The organism is Paracoccus sp. FO-3, assembly GCF_006386455.1.
Classification (GTDB): Bacteria; Pseudomonadota; Alphaproteobacteria; order Rhodobacterales; family Rhodobacteraceae; genus Paracoccus; species Paracoccus versutus.
Genome location: NZ_VCBQ01000008.1, coordinates 1 through 12,248 on the forward strand (window position 1 = coordinate 1; position 12,248 = coordinate 12,248).

Below are 12,248 nucleotides of genomic sequence, written 5' to 3' on the forward strand. Positions count from 1 at the left end.
CGGGATCGGCGGCGGCGGCGGTCTCGGAAACGGTGGCCGAACCGCCGATCCCCGCCGCGTCGAAGCTCGCCGTGCGGATGGTGAAGACCTTCCTGGCGTCCTTCGAGCGCACCACCTGGATGGCGTTGCCGGCATAGATCGGCCGCTCGAACGTGTCCGCGTCGATCACCGCCGAGACGTCCGACAGCACCATCACGTCCAGAAGCGCCGCGACGCGCGGCATCACGTTCTTGGCATCCGTCGTCGCAGGCGCGGCGATGTGGTCGTAATCGCCGGCAAGGCCCACGATCAGCGCCGCCGTCGGCTCGGCCAGGCGGTGGCCGTAGAGCGCGTCTTCCGCCACCAGAACCTTGGCGACGCCGGCGATCTTCGCCGCCTCCTCGCCCGCAGNCTCGCCAAGCGCCTTGACCGCCTGCACCGCCTTCGCCGTCGCGTCGCGGTTCAGCACCCCGTTCGTCACTTCCCCAAGCAGCAGAACAGCCATCAGATCACCCCCGCTTCTTTCAGCTTGCCGACCAGCTCATCGACCGAGCCCACCTTGATGCCGGCCTTGCGGCCCTCGGGCTCGCGCACCGAGACCACCTCCAGCCGCGGCGCGACCTCGACGCCGTAGTCGGCGGCGGTCTTTTCCTCCAAGGGCTTCTTCTTCGCCTTCATGATGTTCGGCAGGCTCGCATAGCGCGGCTCGTTCAGGCGCAGGTCGGCGGTGACCACCGCCGGCAGGCTGACCGCGATGGTCTGGAGGCCGCCATCGACCTCGCGGGTGACCTTGGCCTTGCCGTCCTCGATCTCGACTTTCGAGGCGAAGGTCGCCTGCGCCCAGCCCAAGAGCGCCGCCAGCATCTGGCCGGTGGCGTTCATGTCGTTGTCGATGGCCTGCTTGCCGGCGATGATGAGTTCGGTGCCTTCGGCCTTGGCCACCGCGGCGAGGATCTTCGCCACCGCCAGCGGCTCGATGTCCTGCTGCACGTCGTCCGCGGCCACGACCAGGATGGCGCGGTCGGCGCCCATGGCGAGCGCGGTGCGCAGCGTCTCGGCCGCCTGCTTGACGCCGATGCTGACGGCGATCACCTCCTCGGCCTGGCCCTTCTCCTTCAGACGGATCGCCTCCTCGACCGCGATCTCGTCGAACGGGTTCATCGACATCTTCACATTCGCAAGATCAACGCCAGACCCGTCCGCCTTCACGCGGGCCTTCACGTTGTAGTCGATCACGCGCTTCACTGGCACGAGGATCTTCATGGTTGCTCCTCCTTAGTATCGCCCGGCACGGCGGGCATTGATTCCAATCGCCAGCCGACGGTGCGGCTATCTGCCGGTGAAGCCCGGCTTGCGCTTCTGCACGAAAGACTCGATCCCCTCGCGCGCGTCCGCGAAGCCGGCGACCTGCGACAGCGATTGCGCCTCCAACTCCAGTTGCTCGTCGAGGCTGCGGCCAAGCGCGCCCGAGAAGCTGCGCTTGATCATGCCATAGGCGCGCGTCGGCCCCTGGGCCAGGCGCATCGCCGTCGCCTCAGCCGCGGCGCGGACCTCGGCAAGCGGATGCAGGTGATCGACCAGCCCTGCGTCGCGGGCCTCGGTCGCGGTGATCGTTTCGTTGCACAGGATGAAGCGGCGGGCCCTGGCGATGCCCATTCGTTCCGACAGCGAGACAGTGGTGCCGCTGTCGGCGCAAAAGCCGATGGCGGGGAAGGCGGCGGTGAACTTGACCGAGTCGGCGGCGTGGATCACATCGGCGAAGGCCATCATGGAAACCGCACCGCCGGCGACCCCGCCTTCGACCGCGCAGACGACGGGAGCATCCATGCGGCGCAGCCGGATGAGTGCCGTGTGAAAGTCCGAGGTCCAGTCGAGAATCAGCCGGGGCAGTTCGTCGATGCGATCCTTGAAGCTGTTCAGATCGCCGCCGACGGAAAAGAAGCGGCCTTCGGCTGTCATCAGCACGGCGCGAACCTGCGGGGCGGTAAAGAGCATGCCCGACAGTTCGAGCAGTTCGGCGCCCAGGGTCGCGTCGATCGGATTGCCGCGTTCAGGCTGGCAAAGCGCCACCCGGGCAAGCCCGTCCTCCATGGTCATCCTGACAGATTGCCCGCGAAACTCCATGCTCTCCTCCGACGCCTGAGCTATGTTGCATGGATGACATTAGATCGGGTAAAATAAATATGCAACCATATCGTAAACTAGCAACTTAATTGACGCGGCGTCCCTTGGCCGCGAGAGAGCAGGTCGCATGACGCCGAAAACGAGTTTCGAGATCCCCGCCGCAGATCGCTGGTTCGAGCATTACTGCCCGGGCGACATCTATCGGTTCGGCCCTGTCGAGGTGAGCGAGCAGGAGATCATCGCCTTCGCGCGCCGCTACGATCCGCAGTCGTTCCACATCGACCCGCAAGCCGCCGCGGCAGGGCCGCATGGCGGCGTCATCGCCTCGGGCTGGATGACGGCCGCGTTGATGATGCGGCTGCTTGTCGACGGCTTCCTGCCGTCGCGCGCGGGACTGGCGGCGCCTGGCTGCGACGAATTGCGCTGGCTGCATCCGGTGCGGCCCGGCGACAAGCTGTGGCTGCGCGTGACCGTGCTTTCGGCCCGGATTTCGCAGTCGAAGCCGGACCGGGGAATCGTCTCGTTTCGGATGGAGGGCGAGAATCAGGACGGCACAGCCGTCTACAGCACCGTCGCAACCGGCATTTTCCTGCGGAATCCGAACCTGAGGTGACATTGCCCGCATATCTGGTGCCGAACCGGCAAAAGGGAATTGACGCATTAGGTATGCATGTGCATTATATTTATGTGAACTAAATTGGGGCCGGCATCCATATCTGCTGGGGAGGACAGGACATGACGACGCAACCGCCGGAACTCTTGGAGTTCCGCTATGAACTGATCGAGGACGGCATCGGCCACCTGATCTTCGACATGCCCGGCCGGACCATGAACGTCTTCTCGAACCGCGCCATCCACGAATCCGAGGCCGTGGCCGACTGGCTGAAGACCAGTGGGCTGAAAGGGTTGGTGGTCTCCTCGGGCAAAAGCAGCGCCTTCTGTGCCGGGGCAGATCTGGGCGAGTTGGCGCAGGCCTATGCGATGATCATTGCCGCCCCAGAAAGCGCGCGCTGGCAGATCGGCCGCGATCATTTCGCACCCATCGGCCGCTCGTTTCGCAAGCTGGAAACCGCGGGCGTGCCCGTGGCCTTCGCGATCAACGGGCTGGCGCTTGGCGGCGGCTGCGAATTCGCGCTGGCCGGGCATTACCGCGTCTTGGCCGACACGCCTTCGACCGCGCTGGGGCTGCCCGAATCGCTGGTCGGCCTGCTGCCCGGGGGCGGCGGCACGCAACGCATGCCGCGTCTTGTCGGCATTGAGGCGGCCATGCCGGTGCTGCTCGACGCGGCGCGCTTCACGCCCGCCGATGCGGTCGCCGCCGGGGTCGCGCATCGCGTGGTTCCCGCCGGGCAGGAAATCGCCGCCTGCGTGGAGTGGATCAGGAGCAATCCCCAGCCGCAGCAACCCTGGGACCGGGACGATTACGTCATTCCCTCGGCCGCCGAGGTCGGCGCCCGGCTGGCCGCGTTGCGCCACGCCCGAGAAGAGGAGACGGGGGGGCACTACCCGGCGGTCACGGCCATTCTCGATTGCGTCGAATTCGGCATGCCACTGGCGATGGATGCCGCGGTCAGCAAGGAAATCGACATCTTTGCCGATCTCATCAAGCGGCCCGAGCCGCGCGACATGATCTCGAGCCTGTTTCTGGGCAAGCAGATCTGGCAAAAGCAGCGCAAGGCGGATGCCCTACCCAAGGCCTATGACGCCATCGCTGCCGCCATCACCAGGGCCTGGGCCGATGTCGCCGCCCGTTTCGAGCGGCAGGCGGTCGAAAGCGCGGCCAGCTGGGCGCGACTGACCGCCGCGGTCCCGACGGACGGCCAGGCCCGTCCGGTTCCGGCCGAGGTGCTGGGAGAGCATCAAGGCATTGCCGCGACCGGGACCTGGATCGACGCGCCGCAAGGGCAGGACCAGATCATTGCGGGCGCATTGCTCGGCGCTGCGGTCGTGGCGGCATTGGAAAACGGCAGGGAGCTGGACGCCGACAGCCGCCGGGCGGCCGATTTCCACAGCATCAACGCGGCGAGTTTCCCGGCCTATCTGGGCGGCCCTTTTGCCCTTTACGATTCCATCGGCAGCGATGGCGTCCGACGCCTGATCGCCCTAATCGCAGACTGAAACGACAGTATCCAGCCGCTTTCTGAGACATCGCCCCGGATGGAGGGGCGATCCGCCAATCCATGGGAGGATGACACATGACCAAATTCGACCTTGATACTCATCGGCGTGCGCTACGCGAGCGGGGCCATTGGACGGACCAGCACTACGACGATTTCCTGCGTCAGGCGCTGCAGGATCACCCCGGCAAGCTGGCGGTCGTCAACGATCGCGCCTCAGGGGTCGTCAAGCTGACCTTTGCAGAGCTTGAGGATCGGGTCGCCCGCGCGGCCGGCGGGTTGCGCAAGCTGGGCGTGGGTAAGGGCGACGTGGTGGCGTTGCAGATGCCCAACTGGTGGGAATTCGTGGTGGCGGTGCTGGCGACGCAGCGGCTGGGCGCGATCAGCAACCCCTTGATGCCGATCTTCCGCGAACGCGAACTGCGCTTCATGCTGGCCTTTGCGCGCTGCAAGGTATTCATTGTGCCCGAAGGTTTCGGGTCGCTGGATCTGGTCGGCACCGCCCGCCTGCTTCGCGACGAACTGGACCATCTTGAACATGTGGTCGTGGCGAACGGCACCGGCCCCGACAGTTTCGATGCGCTGCTCGATTCGGATGAGCGGGTGGATCTGGCGCCCGCCGGCACGCCGCCGGCCACCGATCCGGGCGAGCCCTCGATGCTGATGTATACCTCCGGCACCACCGGCTCGCCCAAAGGCGTGCAGCATACTGTCAACAGCATTGTAAATGCCGGTTGCAACATGACCGAACGCGGTCATCTGACCAATGATGACGTGATTCTGGTCGGCTCTCCGGTCGGCCACATGCTGGGCACGGCTGCGGGGGTGTTCCTTGCGCTTTACAATCGCACAACGATGGTCCTGCAGGAAAGCTGGAACGGCCGCCATGCGCTGGAACTGATCGAGGAATACAAGATCACCTTCAGCGGCGGCGCCACGCCGTTCCTGGCCGATCTGGTGCGCGAGGTTCAGGCCGGCGCCCCGTATCCCGAAACCCTGCGGCTGTTCCTGTGCGCCGGCGCGCCGATTCCCCCGGTGCTGGTGCGCCAGGCCAGCGAGGTGCTGGGCACGACCGTGACCTCGGTCTGGGGGATGACCGAAACGCTCGCCTCGACCATGACGGAACCCGAGCGGGCGGGGCAGCTGTCCTCGACCTCGGACGGGCGGCCGGTGGCCGGGATGGAGGTGAAGGTCGTCGACGATTCGGGCAACGCCCTTGCCGTGGGTGAACGCGGGCGCCTGTTGGTGCGCGGCGCGCAGGTCCATATCGGCTACCTGGGCATCCCGCCCGAGGAAACCTTTGACGCCGAAGGCTGGATGGACACGGGCGACCTAGCCTATTTCCTGCCCGAGGACGATTCCAGCGATTACATCCGCATCGCCGGGCGGACCAAGGATGTCATCATCCGCGGCGGCGAGAACATCCCGGTGGTCGAGATCGAGAACCTGCTGGTCGAGCATCCTTCCATCACCACCGCCGCGCTGGTCGGCTATCCTGACGAGCGCCTGGGTGAGCGGGCCTGCGCCTTCCTGACAGCAAAGGACGGTGCCACGGTATCGCTGGACGATCTGCGTCTCTGGATGGACGAGAAGAAGGTCGCCAAGCAATACTGGCCCGAACGGGTCGAGATCATCGAAGCGATGCCCCGGACGCCCAGCGGCAAGATCCAGAAATTCCTGCTGCGCGACATGCTGAAGCCGTGATCCGTGAAGGAGCGATGGCAGGGGCCAACCGCGCCGCCCGGCCCCCATCGCCCATTCTTGTCTGGGGACGTCGTCCTGTGCGGTTTGCCGCGGATGATGCCTTGGCTGGGTCGACGAGGCGGAAGACAGTATGATCGCCTCCTTCGCACGTGGCCTCCGCAGCGACTTTTCTGCCGTTGCCGCCGCGTTGCGCGAACCTTGGTCGAACGGACAGACAGAGGGGCAGATCAATCGGCTAAAGACGCTCAAACGGCAAATGTATGGCCGTGCCAACACCGATCTGCTCAGGGCAAGGCTCGTCGCCCCTGCATGAACTCGGAATTGCACCAACTTTCAGTCAGAGCCCAAAAATAACCCCCTGCTTGGCGGAGGGGTAGCTGGCCCGATGCGGTATAGCCTCCCCACAGCGCAGCCGTATCGGGTCAGCAGGGTTTCGATTATTCCCTGGTCTTGAAGCGCCAGCTCTCGTTGCCGGTCTCGACAATGTCGCAGTGATGCTCGCTCGGAACGAAGATCAGCCGGGCGCCGTCCTCCAGCACCTCAAGCCGCTCGCGGTCATCGCGCTTCAGATGCTCGAGACCGCTTGCAGCCTTGCGACATTCCAGGATCCGCTTGACCCGACGCTTGATGCGGGCGGCGTCGTCATCGCTGAACCTGATGATACCCATCAGATCCGCGCCCGGGATCTTGCCGGGCGTGTCGATCTCGTCGGGCCGGGGCCAGAAGGTCCGGAGGAATCCTCTTGCAGCGCAGCTTGCGCAGATGTCGCATGAAGCGGATTTCTATGAAAGGGATTGGGGACATGGGGATTCCTTTTGGCAAAATGAGGCCGGCGGCCGGAAAAACCGGCTGGGCAATCCCGACAGGATGGAGGAGTACTGATGTTCGGCTCAGCGGGCGTGGGCGTGAATGCGGACAGGGCAGGGCGGTGATCGTGCCAGGGCGTCTTGCACCGGAAATCCGCTCTGCGCAGAGCCGGCATGGTCCGGGCTGGTTTCATGTTGCGACATCGCGTCGGCCTTCGAGACATGGCTCGGCCGTTCGGAAAAGCGGCGCTTTCCGGCGGAAACGTGGTGGTGAGGAAACTCTGGAGATCCGGCGGCCCGCAGGCCGTTCCATCGCTCCGGATGGGATGGTGGCGACCTTGCCGGGCCGCGGGCCGACGGGCCGGGTTCAAGGCCTGATGACGGAGCGTGGCCTCTGACGCCACCCGAAAGGATTCCATCAATGCATTGATATCAAATCATTTTGATCATGCCGGCTACGGCAATGGTCAATAATTGGTTGTAGAATGGTCAAAAAAGGGGCCCGAATGGCCATTATTTCAGTTGTTCGATAACAACAACACCCTTAAGATTGAATCATAACCGATAATCCGATTTATGTAACGTAATTGGCTTTTGTTACTATCCCTGGGGGCATCCGGCGACTCGATCTGAGTTTCACCCATGACGCTCTCCCGAGCACTCGAGGCATCAGCCTCACCCATTCAGAGGATTGATGATCTCGAGCCCGACGAAGTCTTTCTCATTGTCCGTGACGACCACACAATCGTTCGCTCCGGCAACGGCCGCGATGATCATGTCGAGCGCAGTGCGCGGCCGGCCGGCTGCCCTGCCGTCAGCCATCAGTCGCGCCCAGATCAGCCCCGCCTTGTCGTCGAACGGCAGAATGCGAACAGCGAACAGCGAACAGCTCTTGCGGCCCCTCCGGCCCCGAGAACCAGATGTCAAGCGCATCGCGCTTTTTCCCCCGCGGTTTCTCCAAGATGCCACGCCGGATCTCGGCGATGGTCAAGGCAGAGATAAACAGGTCTTCGTCGCGCTGTTGCGCCCACCAAGCCAGCAGCGCTTCGGATGGCTGCGGCTTGACGACATTGCTGATGATGTTGGTGTCGAGAAGAAAGCGCGTCACAGATCGACCCGGCGCCCTTCCTCGCGCGAGCGAGACAGATCGAGATCCGCGCCGACCAGGGGCGACCGGCGAAGCGCGGACAGGATACCATCGGATTTTGGCGGCTCATCTGCAACGAGAGCTGCCTTGACCGCAGCCCGCGCCTGCTCCGCTTTCGGCCCCTCCTCCGCCAGTTGACGGGCAAGCGACCGGATCAACTCGCGGTCGGATTCCAGCGCAAGAACCTCGAAACGCTTGAAACCGCGCTGTGTCAGCCGTACCCGGTAATTCTCGATCGCTCTCTTCTGTGCGGCATTGCTCATAGCGGGGCTCCGTTTTATATCCTGATATATAGCCGATGAAGCCCTTCCAAACAAGGGATGTCAGTGATCACCCATAGAGCCGTCGAGTCCCAAAGCAACGCTTCTCTTCGTAAACGCTCCGTCAACTCCTGGGGCTTGCAAGTGCGTCAATACGGAGTTCAGGATGCGGCTAGCCGACAGATGGCGCTGGACAGAGCCGTGCCGCCAAGCCACGACCAAAGCCGCTCTCCGCTGGACCCGTTCGCCTTTTGATGCGAGACTGCGACCCATGAAGGCACATACTGAAGCAAATCGGATCCCTCAGCTCCGCGGTGCGACACGCCCCCTCGGCGACGTTGCGCGTCGCCCCGCAATGACGGTCGCTTTGGGCCTACCGGTCGCCCGTCCGGGTCTGGCCGGAACGTTCCTTGCTGTCGCGGTGCTGTTCCTGATCGCTGGTGTTGTGGTGAACGTCGCGTTCCTGGTCGTCGGCGGTTTTGCGACCTTTGGGGCCATTCTTGCGTGCTTCCCTGAGACGGTGTCTGGTGGCGCAGAGGGAGTTGAAATGCCGCACCGAAGCGGCAGCCACCACGATGATCTAGCCCTGTTCAGCATCGACTCCTCCGAAGAGCGCTCGATGCAACCGGGGACTTCTGAGTATCATAGCCGGTGGAATAGCTAGTATTCGGCACTACCCGTCATCCTTCACCTGTCCCGTGAAGACGTGTCCGCCAATCCGCACGGGCGGCGCGTCGCGGCTGGCGCTTTCGCGGTCGAGCCAGGAGGGGATCAGGTTCTTCTGATAGCCAGCATCGACCAGCGCCCGCATGCCGGCAGGGGAATAGTAATGGGTCGCGCCCTCGGTGAAATCCGGGACCAACCCGGCGATGACCACATCGACGATATAGGCCGCGCGCTCATACTGCGCTGAGCCGGGACCGTATTTCGACACCAGGTCGTTGCCGCTACCGTCTGCGTTCCAGGCCGAGAACTGGCGCGGCTGCGTGCTGACCGCGCCCACTGTATCGGGGAAGCGGTGATCGTCGGCGCGGTTGCGCAGAACAAGGGCGACGGCGGCCATGCCAGCATTGCTCTCACCCGCCGCCTCGCCAAGGACCGTGCGCACGGCGATGTCCCGTTCCTTCAGCGAGATGGGCTTGGCCAGAAGCGGTGCGGCTTGCGCCGCGCTGGTGCGCCGATCTCCGGCCGGGGGACCATCAGGAGATGGCGAGCTACCAGACGTTCCCGATGTTGATTCCGGCGGCACCTGCGCGGCACCGCCTTCAACGAAAGGGCGGCCGGTGATCTCCTGATACTTTTCGGGATGGGCGGCATAGTAGTCGTAGGCGGCGCCGGGCGAGGTCCAGGCCTCGGGATGGGCGCGCATCAACGCCGCGCCCTCGCGCTCATCGACATCGAGCCAGCCGAAGATCCGCCCTGCCATGGCGCCGCCGATGCTGCGGTCCATATTACCGCGATGGCGTTCCTCCGCAGCCGCATTCGTCTGATTCCCCGCCTGCCAGCGTTCCTCGAAGGCGATGAAACTGTCGGTGCCTTCACCGCGAACATGTTCCCGATTGAAATCGGCTGCATCTCCTGCAGCAGAGCGCATCCCTTCCAACGAGACGGAGACCGACGCCGCGCCGTCGGCGAAGGTGGCCTCGCGCGCTGGCGGAATGCGATAGGCATCGCGATCAACGCCGAGATTCGCGCCGGCAGTGGGATCGGCAGGTAGCCCTGGCAGTATGTCGTCCACGACGCCCTCTACGACGCTGTCGACGACGGAGCGGCTGGTACCGACCTGCTCCGGCGTCTGCGGATTGAAGATGGCGCCGACATCGAGCGGAGACATGCCGCGATTCATCAGCTCCCGCCCGACCATCTGGTTGAGATTGGCGTCCATGGAGACGCCGGCGCTTTCCATGCGGGCCTCAGCCTCGGCATAGTTCTCCGCCTCGTCGAGCCGGCGGATATAGCTTTCCGCGAGGCGTTTCCCCTCGTCGAGGCTGAGGCGCTTGTCCTCGCTGGCCGAAGTCTGGGTGCCGCTGCTCTCGGTAGTGCCGAGAGAGTTGCGGGTGGTGAAGATGTGCTGGGCGTCGCGGGATAAGCCCTCGTCGTGGGCAAGCCGCACGACTTCGGCAAACTCCTCGTTGCTTTTTCCAGAAAGCCGGCTTTCTCCTGTCAGGGTAAGATTGCCGGTCACCCCCCTGTGCTTCCCACCCACCCCCAATGAGCCGGCCAGCGCCGCCTGCATGGCCAGTTCCGTCGATATTCCATGCCGGGTCGCGAAATCCTCGACCCGGTTATAGGCGTCGCGAACCTGGCGGCTGTTCTGCAGGCTGATATCGCTGGTGCCGGAACTCGAGGCCATGGTCCCTTCGCTGACGCTGCGGCCGAAGGCCGTGAGTTCGCTGGCGCTGTTCGAGATGAACTCCGAAAGCTCTGCCGCGGTACTGCTGGCGGCCGTGCGCGATTCCTCGGCCCGGCGCGAGATCTCCGCCCGCACCGCCTGGCTCGCCTGCACATTCATCGCGCCTGACGAAACCGCGGTGCCGCCGGCCCAGGAATGGCTGCCGTCGTGATTGCGAGTCAGCATGGCACCGTTGGGGGCGGCGAAGGTCTCGCGGCCGACATCGGCCACCGCGGACATGTTCATCTTGTTGGCGGCATAATTGTTCATCGACATATTGCCGAGGCCGATGGCGCCGGTGGCGGCCTCGCGCCCGGTCTCGATTGCCGCGCCCTGGCTCACGTTGAGCATCGAGGTTGCCATGCCGACCATGCGCCCGGCCCCGAACATGATCGCGGTCGCCAGGAAGGGCACGCTCATCATCAGGAAACCGGCGACGGTGCCCACATCCTGCTCGACCGCCCGGATCCCGAAATGGTTCGCCCAGGACAGGACCACGTCGCTCACCGAGCCGTCCGATGTCACGGCACCCGCCTCGCGGTAAAATCCGGTCGAGGCCTTGATGACGATGGAATGCAGGATGGCCGAAAGAGGCTCCCAGGCGGCGATCCAGACGAAGCCGCCGAGATAGCCCTTGATGACCGGCAGGGCGAGCGGCGTCATCATCATCAGGACCGCCATCGGGAAGGCGGCGTAATAGAGAGACTCGAAGACGATCTTCAGCAGCGGCACCCATTTCGCGGCATTGGCGCCGATACCGGCATAGGAGGAGCGGGTCTGGATATCGGCACGGGCGACCTGGTAGATGTCCATCGCCGCCGAATTGCCGGAAGTGGCGATGAAGCGCATCAGCCCATCGTCCATGGCGTTGACCAGCATGGCTTGGTGGACCGTATGGACCGCGGAGGCCGAGGACATGGCCATCATCGACTGGAAGGCCGCGAGCGTGCCCTGCAGGCGCGAGACATTGGCCGGCCCGGTGGCATTGGCGCCCTGGAACATGCCCGCCGCCTTCTGCTGTAGCACGGCATTGACCTCGGCCGTGACTGATGCGCGCACATCCGCCCATCCCGAGGAACAGGTGCGGGTCTCGCCCTGCACGACGTCGTAATAGGCCAGCGAGGCCGGCATATTGGCGGTGATGAAGCTTTCGAGATCGCCGGCCGTGGCCAGCAGTTCCAGATCTATATGGCCGAGATTGCTGGCGTCGATCGCGCATTGCTGCATGAAGTTCACCAGGTTCTCGTGAATCAGCGGGCTGACCGCGCGCCAGTTCGCCGCCTGCGCCATCAGGGTCGAACCGAAGAGGATGCCGTTCCTCTGATAGCTCAGATCCGTCGGCGTCGACATCAGCGTCTCCATCTGGCCGGTCAGGAAATAGCTCACCGCCGAGGTGTAATGGCCGAGCATCGCCACCGGCGTCGGGACGTTGTCGACGATGCCGTAGATGGGAATGGTTCCCGAGGTGCGGTCGATGATGACGACACTCGACTTCGGCCCGAGGGTGAAGAGCATCACCAGCACCATGGTGAGGACGTATTTCATGGCGCCGCCGAGGCTGCCGCCGAAGGCGAGTTGCAGCGTTATCCAGGCGATGCCGATCATGATCCCGATCTGCAGCAGATTGTGGAAATTGCCCGAACCGGTATAGGCCCCAAGCATGTTGAAGATGTCGTAGAGGTAATAGCCGCCACCGGTGGTATAGATCTCCCACCGCAT

11 protein-coding genes and 2 pseudogenes are annotated in these 12,248 nt (G+C 64.2%); 5 read left to right on the forward strand and 8 right to left on the reverse strand.

Annotated elements, in window-relative coordinates; genetic code table 11:
- From FE811_RS03355 to FE811_RS03365, 3 genes and pseudogenes are all read right to left on the reverse strand, one after another.
- A pseudogene (locus tag FE811_RS03355) lies at nucleotides 1-484 on the reverse strand (electron transfer flavoprotein subunit alpha/FixB family protein); the annotation flags it as partial.
- Complete coding sequence (locus FE811_RS03360) at nucleotides 484-1,242, reverse strand: electron transfer flavoprotein subunit beta/FixA family protein (protein ID WP_140846617.1); 759 nt, start codon at nucleotides 1,240-1,242, stop codon at nucleotides 484-486. The pseudogene FE811_RS03355 and the gene FE811_RS03360, both read right to left, overlap by 1 nt.
- A 66-nt stretch (nucleotides 1,243-1,308) precedes the next feature.
- Nucleotides 1,309-2,070 (reverse strand): enoyl-CoA hydratase/isomerase family protein, encoded by a 762-nt coding sequence (locus FE811_RS03365; RefSeq protein ID WP_181180807.1) that lies wholly within the window; start codon nucleotides 2,068-2,070, stop codon nucleotides 1,309-1,311.
- Between the two features lie 160 nt (nucleotides 2,071-2,230).
- Between FE811_RS03365 and FE811_RS03370 the strand changes: the two genes are divergently transcribed.
- From FE811_RS03370 to FE811_RS03385, 4 genes and pseudogenes are all read left to right on the forward strand, one after another.
- Nucleotides 2,231-2,716 (forward strand): MaoC family dehydratase, encoded by a 486-nt coding sequence (locus tag FE811_RS03370; RefSeq protein ID WP_140846624.1) that lies wholly within the window; start codon nucleotides 2,231-2,233, stop codon nucleotides 2,714-2,716.
- Nucleotides 2,717-2,838: 122 nt separating this feature from the next.
- A complete protein-coding gene (locus tag FE811_RS03375) occupies nucleotides 2,839-4,221 on the forward strand; it encodes an enoyl-CoA hydratase-related protein (protein ID WP_140846626.1) in 1,383 nt (460 codons plus the stop codon).
- Between the two features lie 77 nt (nucleotides 4,222-4,298).
- Nucleotides 4,299-5,924, forward strand: a complete 1,626-nt coding sequence (locus FE811_RS03380) for an AMP-binding protein (protein ID WP_140846628.1) — start codon at nucleotides 4,299-4,301, stop codon at nucleotides 5,922-5,924.
- Nucleotides 5,925-6,030: 106 nt separating this feature from the next.
- Nucleotides 6,031-6,237, forward strand: a pseudogene (locus FE811_RS03385) (transposase); the annotation flags it as partial.
- Between the two features lie 124 nt (nucleotides 6,238-6,361).
- On the opposite strand, the gene FE811_RS28130 reads toward FE811_RS03385, so the two are convergent.
- The 4 genes from FE811_RS28130 to FE811_RS03400 form a co-directional block, all read right to left on the reverse strand.
- Entirely contained in the window at nucleotides 6,362-6,592 is a 231-nt protein-coding gene (locus FE811_RS28130; protein ID WP_255469616.1) for a hypothetical protein, read from the reverse strand.
- 813 nt (nucleotides 6,593-7,405) lie between these two features.
- On the reverse strand, nucleotides 7,406-7,663 hold the full coding sequence (locus tag FE811_RS28135; protein ID WP_255469617.1) for a PIN domain-containing protein: 258 nt from the start codon (nucleotides 7,661-7,663) through the stop codon (nucleotides 7,406-7,408).
- The gene (locus tag FE811_RS03395; RefSeq protein WP_255469618.1) at nucleotides 7,545-7,838 is read right to left on the reverse strand and encodes a PIN domain-containing protein; all 294 of its coding nucleotides are present in this window, start codon (nucleotides 7,836-7,838) and stop codon (nucleotides 7,545-7,547) included. The genes FE811_RS28135 and FE811_RS03395 overlap by 119 nt, the downstream gene beginning before the upstream one ends.
- Nucleotides 7,835-8,140 (reverse strand): hypothetical protein, encoded by a 306-nt coding sequence (locus FE811_RS03400; protein ID WP_140846632.1) that lies wholly within the window; start codon nucleotides 8,138-8,140, stop codon nucleotides 7,835-7,837. The genes FE811_RS03395 and FE811_RS03400 overlap by 4 nt, the downstream gene beginning before the upstream one ends.
- A 364-nt stretch (nucleotides 8,141-8,504) precedes the next feature.
- On the opposite strand from FE811_RS03400, the gene FE811_RS03405 reads away from it, so the two are divergent.
- A complete protein-coding gene (locus FE811_RS03405) occupies nucleotides 8,505-8,801 on the forward strand; it encodes a hypothetical protein (RefSeq protein ID WP_140846634.1) in 297 nt (98 codons plus the stop codon).
- Between the two features lie 9 nt (nucleotides 8,802-8,810).
- Here FE811_RS03405 and FE811_RS03410 read toward each other — a convergent pair whose 3' ends face one another.
- A complete protein-coding gene (locus tag FE811_RS03410; RefSeq protein ID WP_140846636.1) occupies nucleotides 8,811-12,248 on the reverse strand; it encodes a conjugal transfer protein TraG N-terminal domain-containing protein in 3,438 nt (1,145 codons plus the stop codon).